22 protein-coding genes are annotated in these 25,515 nt (G+C 43.8%); 6 read left to right on the top strand and 16 right to left on the bottom strand.

Annotated elements, in window-relative coordinates:
- Positions 1–65: 65 nt before the first annotated feature.
- Positions 66–2,144: an ATP-binding protein gene (locus tag QE382_RS11655; protein ID WP_307186042.1), complete on the top strand. Its 2,079-nt coding sequence runs from the start codon at positions 66–68 to the stop codon at positions 2,142–2,144.
- Between the two features lie 65 nt (positions 2,145–2,209).
- Here QE382_RS11655 and QE382_RS11650 read toward each other — a convergent pair whose 3' ends face one another.
- From QE382_RS11650 to QE382_RS11640, 3 genes are all read right to left on the bottom strand, one after another.
- The gene (locus tag QE382_RS11650; RefSeq protein WP_307186041.1) at positions 2,210–2,587 is read right to left on the bottom strand and encodes a response regulator; all 378 of its coding nucleotides are present in this window, start codon (positions 2,585–2,587) and stop codon (positions 2,210–2,212) included.
- Between the two features lie 205 nt (positions 2,588–2,792).
- Positions 2,793–3,875 (bottom strand): PAS domain-containing sensor histidine kinase, encoded by a 1,083-nt coding sequence (locus tag QE382_RS11645; RefSeq protein WP_307186040.1) that lies wholly within the window; start codon positions 3,873–3,875, stop codon positions 2,793–2,795.
- A 253-nt stretch (positions 3,876–4,128) separates the two neighbouring features.
- Positions 4,129–4,779, bottom strand: coding sequence for a transcriptional regulator (locus QE382_RS11640; protein ID WP_307186039.1), 651 nt, complete (start codon positions 4,777–4,779; stop codon positions 4,129–4,131).
- A gap of 186 nt (positions 4,780–4,965) precedes the next feature.
- Here QE382_RS11640 and QE382_RS11635 point away from each other — a divergent pair, with 186 nt between their 5' ends.
- Positions 4,966–5,421: a helix-turn-helix domain-containing protein gene (locus tag QE382_RS11635; protein ID WP_307186038.1), complete on the top strand. Its 456-nt coding sequence runs from the start codon at positions 4,966–4,968 to the stop codon at positions 5,419–5,421.
- 107 nt (positions 5,422–5,528) lie between these two features.
- Positions 5,529–6,590, top strand: coding sequence for a fatty acid desaturase family protein (locus tag QE382_RS11630; RefSeq protein ID WP_293953928.1), 1,062 nt, complete (start codon positions 5,529–5,531; stop codon positions 6,588–6,590).
- 2 nt (positions 6,591–6,592) lie between these two features.
- Here QE382_RS11630 and QE382_RS11625 read toward each other — a convergent pair whose 3' ends face one another.
- Complete coding sequence (locus tag QE382_RS11625; RefSeq protein ID WP_307186037.1) at positions 6,593–7,564, bottom strand: helix-turn-helix transcriptional regulator; 972 nt, start codon at positions 7,562–7,564, stop codon at positions 6,593–6,595.
- Positions 7,565–7,649: 85 nt separating this feature from the next.
- On the opposite strand from QE382_RS11625, the gene QE382_RS11620 reads away from it, so the two are divergent.
- Positions 7,650–8,822: an FAD-dependent monooxygenase gene (locus QE382_RS11620; protein WP_307186036.1), complete on the top strand. Its 1,173-nt coding sequence runs from the start codon at positions 7,650–7,652 to the stop codon at positions 8,820–8,822.
- A 101-nt stretch (positions 8,823–8,923) separates the two neighbouring features.
- On the opposite strand, the gene QE382_RS11615 is transcribed toward QE382_RS11620, so the two are convergent.
- Positions 8,924–9,367, bottom strand: coding sequence for a hypothetical protein (locus QE382_RS11615; RefSeq protein WP_307186035.1), 444 nt, complete (start codon positions 9,365–9,367; stop codon positions 8,924–8,926).
- A gap of 268 nt (positions 9,368–9,635) precedes the next feature.
- Here QE382_RS11615 and QE382_RS11610 point away from each other — a divergent pair, with 268 nt between their 5' ends.
- Complete coding sequence (locus QE382_RS11610) at positions 9,636–10,643, top strand: S41 family peptidase (RefSeq protein WP_307186034.1); 1,008 nt, start codon at positions 9,636–9,638, stop codon at positions 10,641–10,643.
- Here the strand turns inward: QE382_RS11610 and QE382_RS11605 are convergent.
- From QE382_RS11605 to QE382_RS11585, 5 genes are all read right to left on the bottom strand, one after another.
- Entirely contained in the window at positions 10,535–11,566 is a 1,032-nt protein-coding gene (locus tag QE382_RS11605; protein ID WP_307186033.1) for a helix-turn-helix domain-containing protein, read from the bottom strand. The two genes, QE382_RS11610 and QE382_RS11605, sit on opposite strands and share 109 nt — an antisense overlap.
- Before the next feature lie 65 nt (positions 11,567–11,631).
- Entirely contained in the window at positions 11,632–12,480 is an 849-nt protein-coding gene (locus tag QE382_RS11600) for an SDR family NAD(P)-dependent oxidoreductase (RefSeq protein WP_293937124.1), read from the bottom strand.
- Positions 12,481–12,649: 169 nt separating this feature from the next.
- The gene (locus QE382_RS11595; protein WP_293887977.1) at positions 12,650–12,910 is read right to left on the bottom strand and encodes a hypothetical protein; all 261 of its coding nucleotides are present in this window, start codon (positions 12,908–12,910) and stop codon (positions 12,650–12,652) included.
- Between the two features lie 220 nt (positions 12,911–13,130).
- Positions 13,131–14,597, bottom strand: a complete 1,467-nt coding sequence (locus tag QE382_RS11590; protein ID WP_307186032.1) for a sensor histidine kinase — start codon at positions 14,595–14,597, stop codon at positions 13,131–13,133.
- A gap of 168 nt (positions 14,598–14,765) precedes the next feature.
- The gene (locus tag QE382_RS11585; RefSeq protein WP_307186031.1) at positions 14,766–14,951 is read right to left on the bottom strand and encodes a hypothetical protein; all 186 of its coding nucleotides are present in this window, start codon (positions 14,949–14,951) and stop codon (positions 14,766–14,768) included.
- A gap of 128 nt (positions 14,952–15,079) precedes the next feature.
- Here QE382_RS11585 and QE382_RS11580 point away from each other — a divergent pair, with 128 nt between their 5' ends.
- Complete coding sequence (locus tag QE382_RS11580) at positions 15,080–15,688, top strand: flavin reductase family protein (protein WP_307186030.1); 609 nt, start codon at positions 15,080–15,082, stop codon at positions 15,686–15,688.
- A gap of 76 nt (positions 15,689–15,764) precedes the next feature.
- On the opposite strand, the gene QE382_RS11575 is transcribed toward QE382_RS11580, so the two are convergent.
- From QE382_RS11575 to QE382_RS11550, 6 genes are all read right to left on the bottom strand, one after another.
- Positions 15,765–16,658 (bottom strand): S1 family peptidase, encoded by an 894-nt coding sequence (locus tag QE382_RS11575; RefSeq protein WP_307186029.1) that lies wholly within the window; start codon positions 16,656–16,658, stop codon positions 15,765–15,767.
- A 47-nt stretch (positions 16,659–16,705) separates the two neighbouring features.
- A complete protein-coding gene (locus QE382_RS11570) occupies positions 16,706–17,797 on the bottom strand; it encodes a thioredoxin family protein (RefSeq protein ID WP_307186028.1) in 1,092 nt (363 codons plus the stop codon).
- Between the two features lie 21 nt (positions 17,798–17,818).
- Positions 17,819–19,162 (bottom strand): TlpA family protein disulfide reductase, encoded by a 1,344-nt coding sequence (locus QE382_RS11565; protein WP_307186027.1) that lies wholly within the window; start codon positions 19,160–19,162, stop codon positions 17,819–17,821.
- A gap of 63 nt (positions 19,163–19,225) precedes the next feature.
- Complete coding sequence (locus QE382_RS11560; protein ID WP_307186026.1) at positions 19,226–20,149, bottom strand: hypothetical protein; 924 nt, start codon at positions 20,147–20,149, stop codon at positions 19,226–19,228.
- Positions 20,150–20,159: 10 nt separating this feature from the next.
- Complete coding sequence (locus QE382_RS11555; protein WP_307186025.1) at positions 20,160–21,743, bottom strand: RagB/SusD family nutrient uptake outer membrane protein; 1,584 nt, start codon at positions 21,741–21,743, stop codon at positions 20,160–20,162.
- 12 nt (positions 21,744–21,755) lie between these two features.
- Positions 21,756–25,430 (bottom strand): SusC/RagA family TonB-linked outer membrane protein, encoded by a 3,675-nt coding sequence (locus tag QE382_RS11550; protein WP_307186024.1) that lies wholly within the window; start codon positions 25,428–25,430, stop codon positions 21,756–21,758.
- Positions 25,431–25,515 lie beyond the last annotated feature (85 nt).

The raw sequence follows: 25,515 nt of genomic DNA, 5'->3' as shown, positions 1-25,515 counted from the left end.
TTATGGCATCGGCATAGCATATCTGCTAAGATTGAATTATCTTTACGTAAAGATAATCAGGTCATATGACAGAAGATGTATTCAGCGAAGCGGCTACACCACGCAGGGAAATTGAAAGGATTGCCGCACTGCAGCGTTACGAAATTATGGATAGCCCTTCCGAAAGCATTTTTGATGGCCTATTGGAAATTGCGGCCCAGGTTTTCCAGACGCCGGTACTGCTGCTATCCTTTATTGACGCAGAACGTATCTTTGTTAAGTCAGCCATCGGCATCGATCCTATACAGGTTAGCCGTACGGATAGCCTGCTATCGCACATCATCCAGCAAGGCGAAGTGCTGGTCAGACCAGAGGCTAATTTTGGCGAGGTACACGGACTGCGCTTCTATGCTGCCGCGCCATTGATCACTTCCGATGGATTTCATATCGGTACATTCAGTATTGCTGATTATCAACATCGCGAATTTAGTGCTTCCGAAGTGCGCATGCTGGCGTCCTTTGCCCGTACTGCAATGGATCAGGTCGATCTACGTTATACAGCCATTGAAAACGTACAAGAAATGGCTTCCACCAACACCAACCTCGCCAATATGCAGCAGCGGCTGCTCGACCTTAACAGCGAGCTGGAGGCTACCAATGAACAGCTCACACTCAGCAACAGCAAGCTGTATAAATCCTACGACACCACCTTATTGCTCAATAAGAATCTAAAAAGGAGCGAGCAGCGTTTAAAATCATTTATTACCAAAGCACCGATTGCTTTCGCCATTTTAACAGGCCGGGAAATGACCATTGAAGTGGCCAATGATATGGTGCTCAAAATCTGGGGAAAAACAACTGCTGTAATCGGGAAGCCGCTGGCCATTGCATTGCCAGAATTACACGATCAGCCCTACCTTGGAATCCTCGATAACGTATTTATGCGTGGCGAAACCTACATTGGTGATACAGCGCCAGTGCTGTTTGATTATGAAGGAGTGATTAGTCAACATTATTTTGATTTTATATACGAACCCGTTAAGGGCGAAGATGGAAACACAGAATCGATCATTGTCATCGCCAATGAGGTAACCGAGCGTATACTGCAGAAAGAACATCTTGAGGGGCTCAACCAGCAGTTGGAAATCGCATTAAAAGCGGGAGAATTGGGTACCTATCACCTGGATATCCAAACCTGGAAAAACAACGCATCATCCACCTGCAAAAGTCATTTTGGTCTTCCACCAGCAGAAGACTTTGCATTTAAAGACTTTATACATGCCATTGTTCCAGAGCATCGTGAGGCGGTAGAACAAAAAGTTCAGGAAGCCATTGCTAAAAATATAACCTATCAGGCTGAATATCTTACCCGTTGGCCCGATGGCTCGCTACATTGGATCAATTCGTCAGGGTTGACCCGTTATGACGCCGAAGGAAAACCGTTAGACTTGATCGGCGTGACCGTAGATGTGACCAAACGCAAAAATTACGAAGCTCAGAAAGAGGATTTTCTCAGTATCGCCAGCCATGAGCTCAAAACTCCCATTACAAGTTTACGTGGTACAATACAGATGCTGGAAATGCTCAAACATAAATCTGCAGATGCTACCATCAGCAAATTGATCGACATGTCGGGCGTCAGTATCAAAAAAATAACAGCGCTTGTAGATGATCTGCTCAATATGCACCGTATCAGTTTGGGGCAACTAAAACTGAATAGAATACCTATTTCAGCGGCTAAATTGATCAACTCTTGCTTCCAGGATATCAATATAATTGGAAAGCATCAGCTCAACTTGGTCGGTGATCTCGACGCTCTGATCAATGCCGATGAGCAGCGTATTGAACAAGTTATTTCAAATTTGATCAATAATGCGATCAAATATGGCCCCGAATCCTATAAAATTGATGTGCGGATCGAAAATAATGCTGACTGTATCAAAATACACGTCAGGGATTATGGCGAAGGCATTGCCCCCGAACTGCAGCATCAAATTTTCGAACGCTATTACCGCGTCTATCCGGACGGAAAGAAATACTCTGGTCTTGGGCTAGGGCTGTATATTTCTGCTGAAATCGTGCGTCGGCATGGCGGTGAAATCGGCGTTGACAGCACACCGGGCGAAGGCAGTGACTTTTGGTTTACCATACCCCATGGATTTTAATCCATCAAATATGCTGCACGTTTCTCATACAAAAAAGTGACGGCTGTACCTGCATTTGCTGCGCATTAAGCAGTCGATCGGCATGTCATTTTTGTACATTTCTCAAGCTGATAGTATAGCTCATTTAAGTCCAAAGGTTTTGGTAAAAAGCTATCAGCACCCCATGCTTTTGCTGACTCACTATCCGCCGGATTGGCAGACATCATGATCACCGGAATAGTTTTGAAGGTTTTAGCAAAAAGACTTTTTACAATTTGATTGCCGTCAAACTGCCAATGCATTTCAGCACTCATAAGCACGATATCGGGATAAATGCTTTCCACTGCACCTATCAGCTTTTTTGACTGGGAAATGGTATACACCTCATACTTATCCGTTAAAACCAATGAAAGAGCTTCCAATACCATTGAGCTTTCATCGCAAACCACTATTTTTCTTTTCATCTTTTTCCATCTTTAAATGAACAGAAAAAAGCAATTTATTGTTCCGATCATTTAAATCAGAACTTGCATTCAACAACAATAGTTTTAAATAAATGAAAATAGATATTCCGTCTTTACACGCTACGTTAAAGTTGATTGTAAAACTTCATTACTTATCAAAAGTCAGGTGTATATATAGCGGGTGTTTTATTGAAGAGTTTCGGCCTTAATTATTGTAAGGAAGTGTAAAAGAGATATCCGTACCCGGTCCCTCCTTTTCAAGGATCTTGATCTGACCACCGTGCCGCAATATGATGTCGGCGCATAGAAAAAGTCCAATACCAAGTCCTTCGATATGCCCCTCACGATTGGCCCGATAAAACTTCTCAAATACTTTTTTCCGATCCTCTGATTTTATGCCCATCCCCAGATCGCTCACAACAATGGATACTTCATCTTGAAGGACTACCATCTTGATGTTTATGGGCGATTTTCCATCGCTATACTTAATCGCATTATTGATCAGATTGGTGATGACCTGTCCGATACGGTATCCATCGGCCTCTAAAAAGACATCTTGACTAGGTACATGGACTTGTATATCACTTTCAGGGAACACCAGCCCAGCGTTTTGACTTATTTCGAGTATGAGTTGCGAGAGATTTATTTCGGTCTTATCCAAAGTAATTCCCCTGGCCATAACCATCACGGGTGCAACCATTTCATTGAGCAACCGGTTGATACGCTCGGTAGCTTTAAGCGCATTCTGAACCAGCTTGTTCGATAGTGTGTTTTCCTGCACTTCCAATTTCCTTTCCAGCATTTGCAGTGTTCCTTTCACAGATGACAGCGGAGTCTTGATTTCATGCATGGCAATGCTCAACATTTCATCGCGCAAAATCTCCAGTTCTTTCTTTTCTGTGATATCGAGCGTTGTCCCCGATATAACTTGCGGATAACCGGCGTTGTCATAGGTGACCCATCCACGGGCTTCAATCCAATGTATGCTATTATCGTTGTGACGTACACGATATTGTGCATTATAGGGAATTTGAAGTTCGATAGATCGTGCCACGCAAGCTTGCATCGCCTCGAGGTCTTCTGCGACAATACAGCCCAGCATATCACTGTAACTAAATTCCTTGGTCGTGTCCCACCCAAAATTTCTTTTGCACTGATCGGTGCAAGACATATAATTCTGTTCTACGAGACTTACTTCCCAAAAGCCCATACGGGCTTGTTCAAGCGCCTGAGCAAGATGTTTTTGCGATACTGTAAAAGTAGAATCCGCACCATACAAGTTAATCATACAGTTGATTAAAGTTAGCGGCTCTTATGAACCGTGGTAAAGGTACACATTTATAATATTATTAGTATTACAATTTTTGTAACAGATGAATTCCTACAAAAGTTGGCAACTTTATCGGGCTTTGACGACCATCTTAATTAGCTACTGCCACGAGCAAAGTGGGTCGTGTTCCAATGTAAAATAGCCTATACTAAAAAAGCCGAACCTGGGGTTCGGCCATTATTTTATCTAGCAAATTGCTGAGCAAATCCTTTTAGTTAGACGCCGGATATGTCGGTGCAGGGTAATCCCGGTCGACATGCATTTGATTGATTAAAATTTCACGGATCAGATGACGCATCCGGATATCATCGACAGCAATTTTAACGATCTTATTGTTGTAATAGGTATCACTTTCAAATTCAAGCTCAATCTTCTTGGCAAATGCGGGCGCTATCGATTTATAGTTAAGTACGAGCTCCGTTTCCTTGTCTGCTATTTTTTTTAGGGTCAACGTCCAGGTTACCCCGTACTCCGGAGAGAAAAAGATCTTTCTTGGGGGTGGCACTTTGAATTTTTTATCCTTCAACGTATAGGTATGCAAGATATGAATACTCGGTTTGGAAACGTCCTTTGCGGCTTCAGCGACTAGTTTATTAAACTTCTTTTCGTCGTCCACCACAGTTTCGATACTTAAACCCTGTTCTTCAATTTCAAAGGTAGCCGTCGTCTCGGTTGCTGCAAGCGGTGTGACCTGTATTTTGCTATCTCCGTTCCTGCCGGATATGTCGGAAACCGCTTCCCTCACACGGTCAAAACCTGCGGGTATGCGCTGCGGGAGCAGTTTAGTCGTTACTATTTGCGCCTCTACATTTCCGACTAACGCTGCTAGAAGAAGCAGTATACAACAATATTTTCTCATCATGATTATTTAAATTATCCATTGAAGCCTATCATGCGCTCAATTTTGATGTAATTTAAGCGTTTTTATGATCGATTTGTTCAGCGATTTAATATTTAACTGCGGGCGTTTACAATTCGTCGCCGCTGTACCGACATTCGCTGCCATGCGGTCGCCTCGTTCTGCCTATCCATCAACGAGATGCCTTAGTTGCTCAATCTGTACTGTATTTCCGTCAAAGAAGATGCGCAGTGCGTGTTGCGCTATGGCCCCCATAACTACGACTTTCGGGAGGGCCTAATGACATTCTTTAAGCCCGGTCAGGCCATTACTGTAGATCCGACGAGCTCCGATGTCAAAGTTGGCTATTCGGTTGTTTTCCATCCAGATTTTATCCGCACCTATGATCTGGCAAACAACATCGGTAGCTATAGTTTTTTCGACTATGAAGTCAATGAAGCACTTTTCCTATCCGAAAAGGAAAAGCAGCAGATCAGAACGATCGAAAAAGCAAAAGATCTGCTTTCACGTTCTCAACTTTCTGTCGCCGAAATCGCCTATCAGCTTGGATTTGAACAGCCACAGTCCCTCAATCGGTTATTTAAAAAGAAGACATCGGTTTCACCCCGTGAATTTAGGAGAACGATAGGCTTTAACAATCTTTAACTTTATTATGATCGTCGTACGAATAAATTAGCGTACCTTTACACCAATTCAATCACTCAAGATCGAATCGTAAAAAAAGAAAGCATATCTCTCCCGTAAAAAGTCAAATGTCCCAGTCTGTAAAATTCAGCAATGTAAATACATTGTTCTCTAAAACGCTAAAACAAAAAATCAATACGTATTTTCAAAGTTCACTACAACCCAAAACAGGGAATCGTAAAATTTATCTGAAAGCGGCTATCCTGCTTATCAGCTTCATTGTGTTATATAGCCTGCTCGTATTCGCCCCCCTGCACTGGAGCGTTGCCATCGTATTATGCCTGATTTTTGGCATCAACCTGGCTGCCATTGGTTTTAATATCATGCACGATGCGGGGCACAATTCTTTTTCAGACAACAAACGCCTCAATACTTTACTTTCCTACTCGCTCAATCTATTGGGCGGTAATATCTACTTTTGGAAACTCAAACATAATATCGCCCACCATACCTACACCAACATCGATGGCGAAGACCACGATATCGAGGTCAAGTTTATGCGTATACATCACGACCAGAAACTGCGTAAGCACCACCGCTATCAACGGTTTTACTTTCCGTTGCTTTATGGGATTTCCTATTTAGCATGGATCTTTTACCAGGATTATGAGAAGTATTTTCGTGGCCGTATGGGTGATAAAATTGAGCGGTTTCATTTTCCGCTCAGCGAGCGTATTATTTTCTGGGTCAGTAAGCTTGTTCACATCAGCTTATTTGTCATTATTCCGGTCATCTTCGTGGGGTGGCTGCCCACCCTTATCGGATTGCTAATTTCAGGTGCGGTATGTGGGATGAGTCTGGCCACTGTATTTCAACTGGCACATGTGGTTGAGGAGACCGAATTCAAAACCATTGACCAGTCTAAGGTCGAAGAAGAATGGATGATCCACCAGATCCAGTCCACCGCAAATTTTGCTACCCGCAACAAGGTACTAACCTGGTTGCTTGGCGGACTCAATTTTCAGGTGGAGCATCATCTTTTTCCAAAGATCAGCCACGTCCATTATCCAGCACTCAACCGGATTGTCAAGCAGACGTGTAGCGAATATAAAATACAGTACAACGAATTCCGCAGCTTTGGGACTGCTTTTAGATCGCATTTAAAAGTGTTGGAAGCCATGTCAAAATAGACTCAGAATGTATCGCGGAATTTTTTAGATCCGGAAGAAACATGCTTGTGAAGCTGCATCCATTTTTTCGGTTTAGATCCGAAATGGCTCTCGAATAATCGGCCAAAATAACTTAAATTGCTAAATCCTAAGCGGTAGCCAGTTTCAGAAACAGACAATAATTCTTCCTTTAAAAGCCGTCCAGCCTCCTGCATACGCAGACGCTGGTAGTAAGGATACATTCCCATTCCAAAAACCTGTGTAAACAGCTTACGAAGTTTAATGACATTCATACCGCTTATCTTTACCAATTCTTCCTGCAGAAATGGCCGGTCCATGTAGTTTGCGAGCTGATCCCGCACCCGATAGATCGATTCGAGTTCATATTTTGTCAATTGCTGATGCGTCACCTGCGTTCTTGCGGAAAGGTTTTTAAACAGATGAAAAAGTAACTCAAGTGATTTCAACCTATAAAAAGCATCAGAAAGCGGAGCCCTATCACTAGAATTTGCTAGCTCATTGGCGATTGCCGCTATTTCTGGCGACATAAATTCCTCAATCCAAAGCGTTTTATCGTTATCAAACAGATAATCGAATGTCCGGTGTGCTTTTCCAATGAAACTTTTTAAATAATCGAGGTTCACGAGAATAGTTACCTGCTGGATATTGACGGCTTTTGGAAATGTCAACTCGGTTGCCACGTGCAGGGGTACGATGCGGACATGGGGTTGTGCCTGCGGAGTTGAGGTCGAATGAATGATATTCTGAAACGAAATGGATACACCATGTTCAATAATTTTGATCGGCTCCCTCCGAAAGCAGAAGGTTTGCCTGGCCATCACCGAACGAATCATAAGCAACATTTCGGGCAACAGATCGACCATCTTGAGCTCATTCAGTTCGAGCATTTCCAATTCGTGTCTGTCGGGCGATAGCGAAACGCCCAGGCGATCGGCCCAGTAGCTCATTTCTTCATTTTTACGGACACCACTCATTTTATTGGACTAATTTTGCTTTTTATTGAACTATTTTAGCCTCAAAAATATACATAAGTTTGCATAAATTCTTAAAAATAGTGCAATGAAAAAACATATTTTAATTACTGGTGCCGGCATTGCCGGCTTAGCCGCAGCAAACTTCCTGGCGCAACAAGGCCATCGTGTCACGCTCGTTGATCGCTCGTCCTCATTCAGCAAGGCAGGATTCCTTATATCTTTAAAAAGCTTCGGTGTGAAAATCATGGACGAGCTCGGACTTACCCAAGCCCTCAAGGCAGCGTCATCCCCTTCCGAGACCGTTGATTTTGTGGAAACCGACGAGACCATCATCCAAAGCATCGCTTATGACAAAATGAATGAAAACATCGAACGCTCGGTTTTGATATCGCGGGGCGGATTGCACGAGGTATTACACGACGCCATTAAGAGCGATGTCGAAATCCTTTTTGACACCACGCTGGTACAAGTCAACGAAAAGGGAGATTACGCAGAAGTAAAGCTTTCAAACGGGAAGACCCTGTGTGTCGATTTGATTATCGTGTCGGAAGGACTACGTTCTGCTACTCGGCAGCAGTATTTTAAAGACGTTCAATTTGAGGACTTCAATATGCTGTACGTAGGCGGCAGATTGAAGCGCTATCACCACAAGAAAGTAGGTGCTTTCAAAATCTATATCGATGTAGACAAAATGCTGTCGATCTATCCCATCGCAGAAGATGAGATTGCCATCCAATGTTACATACGTAGTTTTGAGAACCTGAATAGTTTAAGAAACTGCGCAGCGTCCATTCTTAAAAATGCTTTTGGCAATTACAATGCTGAAGTAAATCAGTTACTTGGCAGTCTTTTGGATGAAGGTTTATTTTTCATTGACAAGATGGGCATGGTACATACGTCAAACCTGGTCAATGGCAGGATGGTGTTGCTGGGCGATGCAGGCTACTGTCCTACAGCGCTATCCGGCATGGGCGCTTCATTGTCTATTTACGGAGCAAAAGCTTTGGCCCATTTCATCGCTTCAAATACAGACGATCTGGGTATCGCCTGCCAGAAATACAACCACCTGATGCAGCCTGTTATCACCAAGTTTCAGGACAATGCGAAGAATAATGCCTTATCTTTTTTACCCGAAAATCCCTTTCACCTTGCCAAATTTGTTGCGAAATTCCGGAATGCCAGTTTCAGTGATGTGCAAAAAATAATGACAGATCCGATTATACTCACGAAAGATCAGGAAAATTTTATTTTAGACTAATGCCTACGCTTTGCCCCTTCGCCAGCACATAAAACTGTTTATCAACTCATCGCTTTACGCGCAGGGTACTTCCCCTGTGCATAAAGCGATGAAACTGTTTATTATTTTTTTCCCATAGCCTTTATCGCCATTCCAGCTGCAATACCGCCAATTACGTACCATGCTACGGTCATTAATTTGGTACGATCGGTCTTTTTTATTGGCTCGGCATCCAGTCCGGCCTGCTCTGGGATAGTCAATGTAGCTACCCCCACCAAAGTACCCAGGAGTGCCCCTTTGAGCAGCAGGTTATTCTGACTACCATATCCGATAAGCGTATACAGCATCGCATTTGAAGCGACATCCGCACCAAATGTAGCTGCGACTAAAGTATTACCTTTTGGCGGTTTAAAACCCGCAAAGCGCACTGTTTTTTTCATCGCCTCCTCACCCACTTTATCCACTTCAGGAGCTTTGGAGTCGAACCTTTTGGCAGCACTATGGACTATATTAAGTACGAGCGCACCGAACAATCCGCCCAGCATATTTTTATTCAATCCATTCATATCTTGCTAGTTATGTTTTTAAATTTATCGTTACAATTTATCTACAGTTCTTTAGAGAACACAAGAGGACCACAAATAGTTCAATCGAATCACGAGATCGTTTCGTTCTAGTCATTTGAGGCTATGCGCGCTTGATAGCCATAAATCGATTGCGTTCGAGTGTTAACAGAAAATAACTGGCAATGGAATCACCTCTGGAAGGCGCAACATAATAGTTGCCGCGAAATACTTATCTTTATATCATTATCGTCTAATTTAATTGATGCAAGTGATCAAGTATCCTCTATTCCAAATTTTGCTATTTCTCTGTCTTTCGTCTTTTTCGCAAACGTTTAAAAGTGACAGCGTCAAATCATTTGTGGACAACTCCATTAACCTCATCAGATCAAACGCCGTTGATACGACCAACATCAACCTGATTGAAAGCATCTTATATAGCAAAGCAAAAAATCTGGATACAGTATCTGACCTAGCTCCACTATATACTGAGGTCTTTCGCCTGCTCAGGGATCATCACGGATCACTTAAATACAAGGATAGAACCTACGGCTGGGACAAGGCTGAGCGACCTGAAAACACTTATCTAAAAGGGAGGTTAAAAACTGAAAAGGCGGTAGTCAGCCAGATCATTGATCGTAGAACAGCGTACCTCAGGATACCCGGCAATCATGACTTTGCATTTAAGAAAGTCGACAGCATTGCCAATGATATCACAGCCCATATCAACAAAGTATCCACTGCAAAGATAAAGGCATGGATCATCGACTTAAGAACAAATACCGGTGGCAATATGTATCCTATTTTCTTGGGTTTGCAAGAGTTTATCGGTGATAACATGGTTTTCGGAGGTTTTAGAAATGCACAGGGCTTATCATCCGGGCAATGGGAAATCAGGGATGGAAACATGCGGATTGACGGCATTAAATTGCTTAGGCAGGTACAATTAAAAAAACCATTAAAAAAAGATATTCCCCTGATTATCCTTACGAGTTGCTACACCGCCAGCGCTGGTGAAATGACGGCTATATCGTTAATCGGAAGAAAAAACACGTATATCGTTGGTGAACCAACGGCTGACTATACGACCGCTGTGCAGGGCTTCACGATCAGCAAGGAAGCTGGAATAAATCTTTCCACCGACTATGTCGTTGACAGAAATTCAAAGATTTACACCGGAAATATCCTGCCTGATGTTGAAGTTTTGCAAGGCGATAATTTTGAAAATCTCAAGAGAGACAAGAAAATCCTAAAAGCACTGGAACTACTCAACAAATAATCAATCCATTTCCCGAAAGCGGAGCGGTGATCTGCATCTTTTTTTTGAAGAAATAACTGAAATGCAAGGCGAGTAGCCTCTGAAATGAGTAGCCTCTTTAAACCTAACGAATAAGCGATTTCGGAAACATTCCATTCCGTATGCCGCAGCAATATTTTGGCCTCCTGCAGCAGACGGTCGGCAATAATCGTGGAGGTTGTTTTTTCGGTGGTTTCCTTGACGGCGCGGTTTAGGTGATTAACATGGACGGCGAGCTGTGCTGCAAATTCCGAGGGCGAGCGAAAACCGATCCGTTGGCGCGCATCCTCAATCGGAAACTGACGCGCTAAGAGTTCCAGAAACATATGGGTTATCCGTTGAGATGCATTTGCTTGCTTCTTTGCCACTTTAGACGCCGTCTGCATGCCGTGCGTATAATGAAGCAGATCAAACACAAGATTTCTCAGCAGATCGTATTTATGTACATACTCCGAATATAAGGCATCCTGCATCTTCCTATACACCTGCTTAATATCTTCCAGTTGTCCATCCGTCAGCTCAAATACGGGTAAGGCGTTGGGTTTAAACACTTCGTAGTCGTTGAGGTTACCAAAATGATGAAAGAACGATGCCGTAAACACACAAAAGAATCCCGATTTATAATCGTCAATCCATTCAAATTTGTAAGGGATCTGCGGATTGGTAAAAAACAAGGCCTGCTTTTTTATTTCAATCACCTTGTCGGCATAATGTATCCTGTTTTTACCAACAATTAGGGTGATCTTATAATAATCTTTTCGACTATACACCACTGGCTTCGTATGCTTCCCTATATATTCATCAATTGTAAAGACATTGAAATGCCCTACCCCATGCTGGATATCCTCCGGAATACGTTCAAATTTAGATTGGTAAAATTCCTCCAGCGACTGCAATTTTTCCATGTGTTGAAGATACGAAAATCAAATAAGATGTGGTCACTGATAATGACAACGTCTCTAATTGTCGCTTAAGAGATTTCGTTAAAATCAGTCGCATAAGAAATAAGCTTATTATTTTCCAGCTCTTCCGAAAGTAACTTGATTTTTTCCGTTGCCCTTTTGTAGGCATCGCTTCCCAGGTAGAGGCGCACAGGAGGATTGGGATGCGCTGCCAGATCAATAAAAACCTGAGCCAGCAGTTCGGGATTGCCGATCTGTGTCCCGTTCATCGCTGCATATCTCTGATGCGAGGTCCTCACCGCGCTGTAGCCATCAATTTTCTTTTGGGCCAAAACAAGTGAACTATCTTGCAGAAACTCGGTGCGGAAAGCTCCCGGCGCCACCAGCGTCACCTTCACGCCAAACTCCTTTACATCTTCTGCCATGACTTCTGATAGTCCTGTTACCGCATATTTTGTGGCAGCATACATTGCCCAGCCAGTTCCCGGGGCAAAACCCGCAATAGAAGAAACATTAATGATGTTGCCCGACCGCTGCTGCCTAAAGTAAGGCATAACGGACTGCATCGTTTTGATGACAGCCATGACGTTAATGTCAAAACTATCTTTGATTTCATCCTGATCTATTTCTTCAACCGCTCCCCCGATGCCGTAGCCTGCATTATTCACCAAAACGTCAATTTTACCAAAGTGAGTAACGGTACGTGCGACAGCTTCACGGATCGCTTTCTCACGTGTCAAATCCACTTCCAGAGGTAAAAAATGCGCCACGTCAACACGTCCTACTGCGTCGATTAATGCCTGCAATTTTCGACTTGTTGCTGCTACGCGATAGCCCTTTTCAACCAGTTTTTTTACCAACGACAGTCCGATACCTTTGGACCCTCCCGTTATAAACCATACTTTATTTGTCTCCATATCAATTTAATTACAGGACAAAGTTAGCACATCGATTAACGGCGGTAGTAACTAAATAGAAACAATAGATAACGAAAATCAAACAATTACAACAAATTGCCTCAAGGTTGGCCAAATGGCACAATTCCTTTATTGTCTACAGAAAGATGAGGCACGATTAAATATGGGTTTAAAGGCGGTACCGAAGCGATAGGTTACGCCAGATCTCGGTAGCAAAGTGCTGATCGGAATGCATATTTTCAAAAAACCAGCTGTCGCCTTTTTTAACTAATTTTTGGTCAATTCCATCCAGCAAAATTGGCAGCTCCGTATCGAGCTTTGATAAAGACTTTTTTAACAATACCAACTGGTAATCCTGTCCTTTGTAGGTTAAACGGAACACCTGCGAACGGTGATGCTCGCTGTCTATCCTGTCTATTGTGCCTTGCATAAATATAAATCTTCTAAAAATTTTAAACCATAGCCATTACGACCAAACGAATGCGATTAACGTTTGAATATCGATAAATAATCGTGCCAAAAGTGCTCAGAATTATTATAAAAATGATTGATTAGGCGTCCGCCTAAGGAGTGTAGCCAAAATTCCCAGAAGCTTAAAGTAATAGAAGTTTAAAGCAACAGAGGCTTAAAGCAATAGAGCGCCAAAAATGCTAGAACGGCAAAGTAAACCAGAATGTCGCTCCCTGACCCAACTCACTATCCACACCGATGGTGCCACCATGATTCTTGATAATATCTGCGCAGATATAAAGCCCCAAGCCAAGACCTGAAAATTTTTGTCCTTGATAGTCTGCCCGATAGTATCTCTCGAAGAGTTGAGCGCGTTTTTGCTCGGGTATACCGGGTCCATCATCCTTAACACTTATCATCATCTCCTTCTCATCGAGCTTATTCGCTTTGATAGCGATATCTGATTCTGGTGCATACTTAATAGCATTATTGATCAAATTAACCATAACCTGTCCGATCTGCTGCATATCAGCAGTAACACGTTCATGTAGATCGCCTCCGAAGGTGATTTTTTTTGCTAGTTGATGATTAAAATTAGCACGGCACTGTTCGAACAAATCGGAAAGTACAAAAGGCTTTTTATCTAATTTAAGATGCCCCTTTTCCAGTCTTCTTGTGTCTAGCAGCTCGTCGATGAGAACCGTTAGTCTATTGAGGCTTTGCACCGATTGATCAACAAGTTTAACTTTAATTTCTTCAGACAAATCCATGCTTTTCTTTTGAAGCATATATAATGACCCCTTGAGTGCAGTGACGGGGGTTTTGAGTTCGTGACTGGCTATACTGATAAAATCGTCTTTACTTTGCGTGACGAGCCGTCTTTCGGTCACGTCCATAAAGGTTCCTATCCCCCCAGTGAGCACCCCTTTCTCATCGAACATGGGTGCAGCATTGATCGAAAGATATATGATATCTCCATCTGGCGGTTTTACGGCAATCTCGTGATCGGTGACCGGCTTTTGGGTCTGCATCATGATTGACATTGGATGCTCCTCGGAGGGGAGCGGCGTTCCGTCGATACGCAGATTCTGCCATTGTGGATCATCGTAGGTACGCTTTTTAATGTCTTTTTCTTTCAATCCCAAAATGCGCTGAGCCATCGGATTGGCATAGACCATCTGTCCGGAGGCGTCAGTAACACCGACCCCCTCTGCCATTGTTTCCAAAATAGACCTAAGCCGCTGCTCGCTCTCCCGCAGACTGTTTTCAAGCGATTCATTCGCTTGAATCGTTTGCTCCAGCTGCGTAATGCCATCAAAACTCGGCTTATTCACCCGCTGGAGTATACAGCAGACCTTGCCGGTCTTATCGACGATAGGCTGATAGCTATACTGCAAGGTGCCGGGCTTGCCATCCACCACTTCCTTACCCGAATGCCAGCTTTCGCGCAGCTGTGTTACTATGGAATTTTGCTTCAGCCCAGGGAATATCTCCTCGAATTTTTTCCCACCTATTGATTCATCTTTATCCCATATTTTGAGCATTGCGTCGTTTGCAAACTGGAGGCAGAAGTCCTCACCTGTATATATTGCGGTCGGATCACCGGATTGCTGTAGTATATTGAGGAGAGCATCGGTGCCCAATGCCGAGGGAAATTGAATCATCATTAGAAATCTTAACGACGTTAAAGGTATGAAAATAATAGACAGGGCGCGTATGATTTAAGTCACAAATTAACCAAATGCCCATTCCTACACGCTAGCGCCAATTTATATTTTCAAAAGATAGAAAGGCCCCGTGGAGGCCTTTCATACGGATCAGCCAGTGGCTGATGCTTACTCTTCCAAAGGCAGTTTGACTCCCTCTTTAATTTCATCATTGGCGTGCAGTAAGATCTGATCACTTCTATTCAGCTTTCCAAAAACTTCGGTCGAATCATGTGTGGATACCCCCTCTTTGATATCCACAAAATGTTTTTGTAAACATGATGTTGCAATCGATGTTTTAGTATATTTATGCATCAATTTAAAGGTGATGACCTGTTACAGCCAAAAGGTAGCAATCTTATGCCATACCAGGTTGCTGTAGCTTCCTGTGCAGGGGCTGCTAGACAGGATCGCTAACAATCGAACAGAAGCATTTATACACGATGATTTATACTAAAAACGCAATCGACGCATTTGAGAGAAGATATAGGGCCAATTTTATCAATTCACTGGGCGGGTTTAAAAGCCTGGTTCTCATAGGTACCAAGAACAGCGACGGAAGTGAAAATTTAGCTACGTTCAGTAGCTTATTCCACCTGGGCGCAGATCCTGCACTTTGTGGTTTTATCCTTCGGCCGGCCACTACCTTTAGCAGTACATTGGATAATATTATTGAACAGCAGTATTATACCATCAATCATGTTTCACCGGCTTTCGTAAAACAGGCGCATCAATGCAGCGCCAAATATCCAAAAGGGGTGAGCGAATTTGAACAGGTTGGACTCAGCCCCGAATACCTGGAAAACATCCCGGCTCCTTTTGTGCGCGAAAGTACCCTAAAATTTGCCTGCAAATTTGTGCAGCAGACAGCCATTGAACTCAACGGTACGACCTTGGTCATTGGGCAGATCACCACCGTGCTGGTGCCGGAGACTTTTGTCAAGGAAGATGGCTATATTGATATCGAAGAAGCAGGCACAGTAACCAGCAGCGGGCTCGACAGCTACCATACCACCAACCGGATTGAACGGCTGCCCTATGCGAAGCCCTGATTTAGCGGTTTATTGATTTGATACAACGCCGGTATGGATAAAAGGGGCCAACGTATTCTACGTAGCCCCTCAATAATTACAGCGGTGACACTATTTTCCGCAGCGACTCTACGGGGACCGTGTTTTTGACGACCATCTGTACACTCGGATTCATGTCGCTGTGCAACAACATGTTTGTATTGGAAACGGTTCCGACGACATTGCCATAGATATCCAAGACCGGACCGCCACTCGAGCCCGTTGCATAGTCGGCCGAAATAGCCATCATTTCGCGGTACGTCCTATTGTTCGGTTCGCCGGTCTGTTCCATATATTTGTTATTGACATAGCCCTGTGAAAAATAGTAGTGCATACCTTTCGGGTGCCCCAGCACGTAAACCTTATCCCCTACTTCCGCACGTTCTGCCAAGGGCAGGGCGGGTAGCTCTTCACCTTGGGTATCCAATTGCAAAATCGCAAGATCGTCTATTTTCGAAGAACCTAGTATAGATTTTACGCGATACGTTTTTCCACTAGAGAGGCGTACAAAGAACCCTTTGGGCTTGTTTCCATCTTTCATAAAAGCATAGGTCGCCATCACGTGATAATTTGTGACAACGATGCCTTTCGGATCAATGATATACCCCGAAGATTCGCTAAGGTGCACCTTATCACACTTGGGACAAAGATAGGCACAGCCTGTCATGACAGTGGCCTGCTTCGCTAATTTGTAAAGCGCATTAGCCTTTAGCATTCGCTTTAAAGGTTTTACACCATTAATTTTAACGCTACCTCCGCCTTCCTTCAGCTGATTTTGTGCCAGCTCGCTGGTCAACGAGCCGCCTGATGCCAGCAACGAATCTATCGAACGTTCATACCCGGCCAGTATTTTTGCATCATCTGTAAAAACCTGCGCTTTCCCTTTTCCAACGGTCAATCCAGCAGCGACAATAACCGCAATCAGATATTTTCCAATGTTTATGTTACTCATTTTCTATATGCTTTTGATTCTCCGCGCAGCAGCTGCGCGGAGCTGGTCTATTTGATATTATCTGTATATTCTTGATATTGCATCGATTCCTTTTTGAGTCGGTTAGCCAGGTTCTGAAAATAGGCTTTGATAGCCGCACGCTGCTCTGGAGAAGCCTTCGTCAGCTTACTATGCAGAATGCCGTCATACATCCCTTTAAAAACATCATCGGAACGCAATCGACCGATGTATCGGTTGTAGTAGCGGATCATCCCATCCAGGTCATTGTTTGCGACATATAGCGCTACCTTGGGCATATGGTGTTCAGGCACACTGGGATCCAACTTTAAGAGCGAGAGGGTATAGGCAACCTCCTCCACTTCTTTTGGGGTATAAGCTATATTGAAGCGCGCACCGTTTTCATTGGCAATAAAATACATGTCCTTTCTGACTTTATCAAAGATGATTCTATTGGCCACTTCGGAACCTATTGCCTGGTCTATCCGCACTTTTTCCAGCATCAATTTCCTGAAGAACGGGCTGCCAAATTTGGTGGTACCCAGGGCCAGTTCGAGGTAGTTTTTGCTAAAACGCTCAAAATCTTGGGAGTTTTCAAATAACTCGTCCAGCACCGGAACCGGATCTTGGGAATTTTGGTATAACGCCAAAGCATAGGGCATTCCCGTATCCATACCCTTTTTTTCCTCATAAGCGGCCTTCAGGCCAGGAAGCGAATTTTTAGGGTCAAGGGCAGTAGTCACCTTTTCGATAAATTCTTCCGCCGTAGATTTGCCGACCACCCTATTAATTTCTTGCCCTTTCGCATTGAGCAGTAGAAAAGTTGGATACGCTTTAACATTGTACTTTTGTGCGATCTCTTTTCCTTCCCCCTTCTCCATATCAAATTTTACGGATACAAATTTGGGATTGAAATAATCACCGGCCACCTTTTTGGGAAATTCCGTCGAAGCCATTTCGATGCACGGAATACACCACGACGTATAACAATCGACCAAAATCAGCTTCGGTTCAGCAGGATTCCCCGCTTTGGAAATGGCCTCGTTTAAGGTGATGTGCTCAAAATTAATCCCCTGTGCGGATACAGTCACCTGCCATAATAAAAAGCACGCGAATAGAAACGCTGTATAAATTTTATTCATTTTATTGTGTTTAAGCTAATTTTAAAGATTTGACTCAATTAGTGTTTTCAATTTTGGATCAGAAGGCCTCGGCGCATTAAAATTGACCGTTTTACCGTTCTTGTCAAACACAATGTAACGCGGAATTTCAGTGACTTCATAATCCTGCATAAAGCGCGGCTCGCTGTTTGAAAAAAGCTGAACACCAGACAATTGCTTTTGTTTGACCATATTCTGCCATTTTGCCTTATCGGTATCCAGCGATAGACTAATAAAAACCACATCTTTTCCTTCAAGTTCTTTCTCTAATTTTTCTAATGCGGGTATTTCAGCCAGACAAGGGGCGCACCATGTTGCCCATAGATCCAGCAACACCACCTTTCCGAGGTTTTCGGAAAGACTATGCATCTTACCATTGACATCAGGATAGGAGAAATCAATCCACGATCCACCGGCAATCTGTAAATTGGCACGACGGAGCAATAAAGCTAGTTCTTTTTTCTGCGCATCATCCCTCATGTATTTACGATTACCTTCCAAAAATTTGACTAGACTCTGTGTCACTCCGCGCTGCGCGTGCGCTAATATAAATTTCGCCCGCAGCTGGTCGTCTGCAATTTCGGGCACGAGCATTTCGCCGGCAATCCCTTGCTTATTATTATAAAGAATGTATTTTACGAAACTGAAATTGGACATATAATTATATGCCAAGGGCAGCGACCACAGATTCGCATCGGCAAATTTTTCTTCTTCGATCAATTTAGCTACCTGGACAGGATATTCGTTTTTGGATCTAAAGGAAAGACCTGTAGCCAACGGCATCAATAGGTCAAACTTATAGCTGTACGGCAGTAAATATTTGACCTGCTTATCGAAGCTATCGTTGCCTGTACGAATATTTTTCACAAAATCCTGTACCGGTTTCTCCAACGAATCAAGCAGGGAAACATAACGATCAGTAGGAAGGGTATACCCTTTTTTTGTATAGCCGTAATTTCTTAAAGGCGCAATGAGCTTGTACCAAGCGGCAAAAACCTGGTTTTCTTTGCTCACGTTGCCCGAATAACTTATTTTACCATCACCAGCTTCAATAGACAATTTTTCGCCAGGGCGTATATACACAGGATATTGCTCATCGAAAACGCCAATATATCGGATCACGTTCAGATCAGCTGGCTTAAGTGTCGCCTGGAAAGTTTGATCTGACTTTGATTTTAGTATTTCTTCAACGACAATCGGACCACCATCATCTGGTTTGGAAAAAAATACCCGATCAACATCTACACCATTCGGCAATATTTTACTAAACTTCCCCCGGATTGTTGTCTGCGCAGCGAGCGATGTCGAGAACGTAACACCCAACATTAACATTACTATATTTCTCATTTTATTTATTTGTTTATTCATTTTAAAAATTGCTTAACTATCGTTTTATGTAATTAGACTTCCTTATTGTTTTAGATTTACCTGATCCATGATCTGGCGCATGATGGCATACTTATCCATGATGCGCTGATTATCGCCATATTTCTGTTTAAACTGCGCTTGCGTATTGGCCACAGCCGCCTCGAGGTACATACACACATCCATCCATGTCGACATGGGCGTATAATAGGGATTTCGGGGATCAGTGCCCAAAAAGCCTATTGCTTGTAATGTGATGGGCACGCCATCAGGAAGTCCCTTCACGTTGGTGGCGGTTAATGAATAGATATAAAGGCCATAAGCATCCATGTTGGGCACATATTTTCTGGATACTGCATAAAATTTGTCCAGCGAGCTGTTGAATCTGCTGTCCAGAATGGTATTGGTCAGTATTGCCCTTAAAATTGCCCCTTTGTAGTTTGCCCGGGTAGCCGCATCCATACCCGTAATTTTAGATACCTGTGCGATCACTACGGTATTGAACCCCTTAAAAGCATACGATCCAAAAGCATTGCTCGTCATATTATCCACCAAGAGAATGCTCGGCACATGCACTCCTTGGGGCAACACAGGAATTATTTCTTCCCGGAGAAAGGTAAGTGCCGCCACCACATCGGCTTTGTTGCAATAGGAAAATGACTGTACCAGCGGCGGAGCACCAGTCTGCACCCCACCCAGCGAATAACTCATGGATAGCTTTTCATAATGGGTATACTCCTTTCCGAAAACATCGATGCGCTGCTGCGAACCAATCGTGTCATTTGCAAATACCGGTATGCCCGTTTCTTTAAAGAAAAGATATCTCGCATGGGTCGAAGCATCATTGGCATCATCTTCTACCACCAACCAATTTTTATCGTAGTCATTAAAGACGGTGGTCTCCTCTTTGCTGCATCCCCCTGTCAGTGCAAGAACGATGAGCGAAATCATATAAAGTATATTTTTCATAACGACGGAATTACAAGGGTTGAACAGCACGTTCCGGACGCACAGGATTGGTTAGATCGCCACGGTTAAACTCTATAGCATACTTCGGTATAGGCACCTGCCAACAAGCAGCATCCTGCTGGACACCTTGGAGCACATAATACCCTGCGCGTGTGAACGCATTGGATTGCGCATCGTAATTGTATGTCGGGTGTTTAATGGTAAATGAAGCTGGCAGCGGATATCTGGAATTTACTGCATATCGTCTCAGGTCAAACCAACGGTGGCCTTCGAAACACAGCTCACGACGGCGCTCCTGCCGGATAAAATCAACCAGCGCGGCGTTGGACTGCGGTATTGCAGCCGCTGTTGCATTTTTTAAGCGCTTTTGACGAAGCGTCTGCAGCTCATTTCGTGCCTGTACATCTGAGCCAAGCATGGCCATCGCCTCGGCCCGGTTCAATACAACCTCAGCGGCGCGGAATGAAAAAAGACAAGACACCTGTTCAGGATCGTTGTAGGTTTTCCATGTACGGTATTTGGCAGGCAACCAGGCTTTATTCTTTGTCGAACGCATAAAGAAAGCTGCTGGTCTTAAATCCTCCTGCTCATAGGTTTGCATCAGGTTATCTGAACTTTTGAACGCCGATGCACGGCGGTCATCGCCGCCATACGCACCCATTGAATCGTTTAAAAAAACCGTAGGAATCATATTTGTACCCATCGTAAACACGGTCTCACTGGAACTGCGGGCGCTAAAGCTGGAATTCTGCACATATTGGTTCAGGTCGGACACCGCATATCCCAACGATTCGAAGCCATCCAGCGAAGCTACAACCTTATCGTAATCTTCCATATACAGATACACCCTGCTCTGTAAGATTTTGACGGCCGCAATGCCCACCTGTAATTTGGAAACAGGATTATAATTGCTGAGGTAGTTTGCAGCTTGTTCGAGATCTGCTACCATCTGCTTATAAATCGCTTCATTCTTATCGCGTTTAAAATACCGGTCTTCCACCTTTTCACTGACCTTTAAGGGCACCCCTTCGTCAGCAGCAGCGGTGGACTTGCGATACGGTGAACCATACGTATTTTGCAACAGGAAGTAATAATAAGCCCGCAGAAAATAAGCCTCACCGCGCAGGTGCTTCAGTTCGTCGTCACCGGGCGTCTTTTCCGCTAGGCTTTCCGCCTGAAAAAGAATGGCGTTGAGCGCACCGATGCGTTTGTAGAGCTTCCGCCAAAACACGTCTGTCCATTCCATGTTAAGGATACTGCGTGCAGGTTCCTGACTCCAATTGTGAAAACTCGATAACATATAAAATGGCGTCACTTGATCGGTCGCTACATAATCGACTAAAAAAGGTTCACTGTCATCATCCATCACGTGTAACCAGGGTGCCGTAATGCCCGTCTCTGAGGTTAATGTGCCCATGGTTGCCTGATTATAGATCGAAAATGTCAGGTTATTTATATACGCCTCGCCGATCATCAGACTCTTGAGATCTGCTGTGGTTTCGACATATTTCTGATCTGTTGAGTACTCTTCCAGAAATTTGCCACATGAAGCTGTGAGGCAAACCAATGGTAAAATTAAATACATAAATTTCATAATAGACTCGATTTAAAAGGATACATTAAGGCTTCCCGAAAATGTGGGCCTTACTGAAAGATTAATATTGGGGGTTGAACCCGATTGCGTCGGATCTTGGCCTTTGAGTTTTTTACTGCTGAGCATAAACAGATTGGTGCCGGTAATACTGACATAAGCAGCGCTCAGCCCCAGTTTCTTGGTCATTTTCTCCGCAAAATTGTACCGCAACGAGGCCGATTGCAGCTTCAGATGATCTGCGCTCACCAGGCGTACATCCGAGTTATCATACATTTCATACGCACTGCCGCCTAAATCATATTCTGTTGCCGGATACAGCTGCCACCAGGACATGTTGATGCTGTTGGAAACCTGCAGGCCAGGGATATCGGTATAGGCTTCGTCGCCCGGTTGGCGCCATCTTCTGACAAATTCTTTGCGCATATTCTGTTGTGGATAGACATTGGTGGATGCATAACCCGAAGCAATTTTCATTAAACGGATTTTGTTTCCTAAAGAATAGGTCAGATTGAACGAGAATCCAAAGTTGCGCCAGCCAAAGTAATTCGATAGTCCGCCCTGTATAAAGGGTTCACGACGCCCCGATTCATCCATCACTTCGAGGTATACATCTTCTTTTTCCATTTGGGAATATTTCTCCTCGTATGCAGCGGCCTGTTCAGCTTCGGTTCCATAGAAAATTGGGGATCCATCCACAGCACTTAGCCCTTTGAACTTATAGGAGTAAAACGTATTGATGGGTTTACCCGCCAGTTGCACACTTCCATTCAGAAAATTATTATAGGTCAGATTATCGATGAGCACATTATTTCGGTTGTTTATGGCCCGGTTTAATACCTTGTTGAGCACCTGCCCCAACTGCGGGTCAAAACGCCACACAAAACCGCGGCGGGACTTGTCCAGACCAGCATTATCGATAGCCGTGATACTTAATGCCACTTCAACACCCTTATTTTCGAGTGTGCCGCTATTGATGACATAAGACTCCAATCCGTTGATCTCCGATACTGTTTTATTGAGGAAAGCGTCTTTCGTTTTCTTGTAAAAGTAAGATAGCGTACCCTTTACTTTATTTCCGAAAAGGGAGAAATCCACACCCACATTGGACGACGAGGTACGCTCCCATTTCAAATCAGGATTCGGGTAATTTACAATATTTGAAAATGTCGAATTGTAATAGGGATCGGTATTTAAAGACTGCCGGATGATCATGTAAGCAGACTGGCCCGGGAGCATATTTCCCTGCCATCCCCACGAGGCCTTCATGGCAAGATCATTGACCCACTCGACCTTACTGAGCAGATCTTCTTTCATGTTCCACCTTCCGGACAGCGCCCATATGGGCATAAATTTATTGTTGGAACGTCTTCCGAACAGATTAGACTGTTCACCGCGTACATGCACATTGAATATATAGCGGTCGTTCCAGGAGTATCCTGCAGTGCCATACCAGGCAAGCTCATTGGTCAATTGCCTGCCGTAGTAGCCCAATGCCGGTTTTGTGCTCATCCATTGCTGATAATAGGCGGTATAACTTGTAGGTACAATATCAAAATATCCGCCCATCTCCTTAAAATATCCTCTTCGGGTAATATTAAATTCATTGTATTCATTGGACTTAATCTCTATACCAGATGTCGCAGATAAGAGATGCTTTTTTTCTGCTCCCAACGATGTGACATAATTGGCCTGCAAGCGTGCGGTATAGTTGTTGTTGCGCGACTCGCCACGTTGCAGCTCCCCACCGACCGGGCTCAGGTCATTACGAAAAGATCGATCAGCGCGCAGTTTATGGATGTAATAAGTGTCTTTGGTATAGTATAATTCTCTGGTATTGTTGCTGATACCATAGGCAAATGTTCCTTCCACATCAAGCCCACGTAAAATCTTATACTTAAGCAAAGCCTTGATGTTGGCCGCCATGAGGTTTGTCTCGTCGCCGCTATTCTCCTGTTCCTTCAATATATTGTAGTTATATACTTGAGAATTATCCGTTCTTGGATAAAAAAACAGACTTCCATCCGGATTATAGGCAGGCACTGTTCTGCTTGTGTTATAAGCATAGTTCATTACACCCAGGTCTGTGGGAGAATAGTCCCTCTTTGAATAATTGCCATTAAAAGAAAGCTGTGCCATGAACTTTTTGTAATCTGCCGTAATGTTCATCATGGCCGAATAACGCTTTCCGACCTCTCCTTTAATAACGCCGCGCTCATCCTGATAGCCGATTGATGAATAATATCGTACATCCTGCGCACCTCCGGAGAGACTTAGCGTATGATTGTGTGAATAAGAATCTTTGGTCAGCAATCCGAGCCAATCCGTATTGACATTGGCATAGTAATCGCTCTGCCTTTTAAACTCAGCATAATCAATCTTTCCTTTGTAATAATCCTGAAGCGCTTTTTCATAGCCCGCCCATTCCGTTACATTATTATAATGCATACCCCTATCGATCATCTCTTTCGACACGTCCATGCGCTCCTGCGAGTTCATCATATACATATTTCGATCCGAATAGCGCGGTCTTCTGGTATACGTACCCGTGGTCGAGTAAGTAACGGTTGGCTTTCCGGGTTTTCCCTTCTTTGTGGTAATAACGATAACGCCGTTGCCTGCTTTCGCGCCATATAAGGCGGTTGCCGAGGCATCCTTGAGCACATCAATCTGTTCGATATCCTCCGGATTCAAACCTGCAATGGCATTTCCCAACAGATTAACAAAATCAAGGTCGTTGATCTGCTGGGGGTCTACATTGACGGGGTCGGTCAACACTATTCCGTCGAGCACCCACAATGGTTCTCTGTTGCCCAAGATGGTTGATGTTCCGCGTATTCTCAATTTAGGTGCGGCCCCTACCTGACCCGAATTTTGCATAAAGACCAAGCCGGGTACCCTTCCTTCCAGCAGCTTGTCAATGGTATTGATGCCCGGCGTAAGGATATCATCCATTTTTAGTGTTGTTACCGCACTGGTAAGATGCCGTTTATCAATTTTTTGGTATCCCGTATTGACAACAACGTTTACCTCGCTCAGCTTAGCGGCCGTCATTTGTAAGGTCACCGTTCGGGCCCGCTGTGCATTTACCTCCAGCTTGGCATACCCCAAATGGTGTATTTCGAGTATAGCGTCGACATATTGGGCCGGAATTACAAAGTTGCCAAACTTATCCGTTCGTGTAGAGAACGCCTCATTCTTGACTTTGATGGTGGCACCAATCAATGGATTGCCCGATTCATTGGTTACCCGACCATTGACCGGCGTGACCGATAAAACGGACCCGCCCCGTGTGGGAACGGTTGGACTTTTTTCAAAAATAATGATCATCCGGTCTTTGATCTCATAACTTAAAGGCTGCTGCGCGAATAGTTTTTTTAACACATTGTTTAAAGGTTCGTTGACGACCTTTAAGGTTACCGGCTTTGCTTTTTTTAAGATCTGATCATTATAAGAGAAGTCATATCTTGTCTGTTTACTGATCGTTTCTGTAGCCTCTACAAATGAGGCATTTTTTAAATTGAGCGACACCGTCTGCGCCTGTGATGCGCATAGCCCACCCATTAATAGGATGAATATAAACAGTGTTCTCGTGAGAATTTTTGAAAATGTATATGGAATGGCTAGTTGATCATACCTCCGAGGCAATACACAGCTCCCCTTACCCTTGTGGAAAAGGAAATAATTCATAATTTTGTAATGATTAGATAGTTTGATAGTTTTTTCAATATCGTCAGATATCGGATCTCTATGTTGGTGGTGTCCCCACACCATC

It is taken from the genome of Sphingobacterium zeae, from assembly GCF_030818895.1.
GTDB lineage: Bacteria > Bacteroidota > Bacteroidia > Sphingobacteriales > Sphingobacteriaceae > Sphingobacterium > Sphingobacterium zeae.
This window is presented reverse-complemented; position numbering and strand designations above follow the sequence as displayed.

Coding starts and splice junctions, on each gene's coding strand:
- QE382_RS11645 (WP_307186040.1), bottom strand. CDS start 3,875: ATGATTAACTTGTATGGTGCGGATTCTACTTTTACAGTATCGCAAAAA.
- QE382_RS11655 (WP_307186042.1), top strand. CDS start 66: ATGACAGAAGATGTATTCAGCGAAGCGGCTACACCACGCAGGGAAATT.
- QE382_RS11560 (WP_307186026.1), bottom strand. CDS start 20,149: ATGAAAAATATACTTTATATGATTTCGCTCATCGTTCTTGCACTGACA.
- QE382_RS11605 (WP_307186033.1), bottom strand. CDS start 11,566: ATGGAAAAATTGCAGTCGCTGGAGGAATTTTACCAATCTAAATTTGAA.
- QE382_RS11585 (WP_307186031.1), bottom strand. CDS start 14,951: ATGCATAAATATACTAAAACATCGATTGCAACATCATGTTTACAAAAA.
- QE382_RS11575 (WP_307186029.1), bottom strand. CDS start 16,658: ATGAGTAACATAAACATTGGAAAATATCTGATTGCGGTTATTGTCGCT.
- QE382_RS11625 (WP_307186037.1), bottom strand. CDS start 7,564: ATGAGTGGTGTCCGTAAAAATGAAGAAATGAGCTACTGGGCCGATCGC.
- QE382_RS11570 (WP_307186028.1), bottom strand. CDS start 17,797: ATGAATAAAATTTATACAGCGTTTCTATTCGCGTGCTTTTTATTATGG.
- QE382_RS11630 (WP_293953928.1), top strand. CDS start 5,529: ATGTCCCAGTCTGTAAAATTCAGCAATGTAAATACATTGTTCTCTAAA.
- QE382_RS11620 (WP_307186036.1), top strand. CDS start 7,650: ATGAAAAAACATATTTTAATTACTGGTGCCGGCATTGCCGGCTTAGCC.
- QE382_RS11650 (WP_307186041.1), bottom strand. CDS start 2,587: ATGAAAAGAAAAATAGTGGTTTGCGATGAAAGCTCAATGGTATTGGAA.
- QE382_RS11550 (WP_307186024.1), bottom strand. CDS start 25,430: ATGAATTATTTCCTTTTCCACAAGGGTAAGGGGAGCTGTGTATTGCCT.
- QE382_RS11600 (WP_293937124.1), bottom strand. CDS start 12,480: ATGGAGACAAATAAAGTATGGTTTATAACGGGAGGGTCCAAAGGTATC.
- QE382_RS11640 (WP_307186039.1), bottom strand. CDS start 4,779: ATGATGAGAAAATATTGTTGTATACTGCTTCTTCTAGCAGCGTTAGTC.
- QE382_RS11555 (WP_307186025.1), bottom strand. CDS start 21,743: ATGAAATTTATGTATTTAATTTTACCATTGGTTTGCCTCACAGCTTCA.
- QE382_RS11565 (WP_307186027.1), bottom strand. CDS start 19,162: ATGAGAAATATAGTAATGTTAATGTTGGGTGTTACGTTCTCGACATCG.
- QE382_RS11580 (WP_307186030.1), top strand. CDS start 15,080: ATGATTTATACTAAAAACGCAATCGACGCATTTGAGAGAAGATATAGG.
- QE382_RS11590 (WP_307186032.1), bottom strand. CDS start 14,597: ATGATGATTCAATTTCCCTCGGCATTGGGCACCGATGCTCTCCTCAAT.
- QE382_RS11615 (WP_307186035.1), bottom strand. CDS start 9,367: ATGAATGGATTGAATAAAAATATGCTGGGCGGATTGTTCGGTGCGCTC.
- QE382_RS11595 (WP_293887977.1), bottom strand. CDS start 12,910: ATGCAAGGCACAATAGACAGGATAGACAGCGAGCATCACCGTTCGCAG.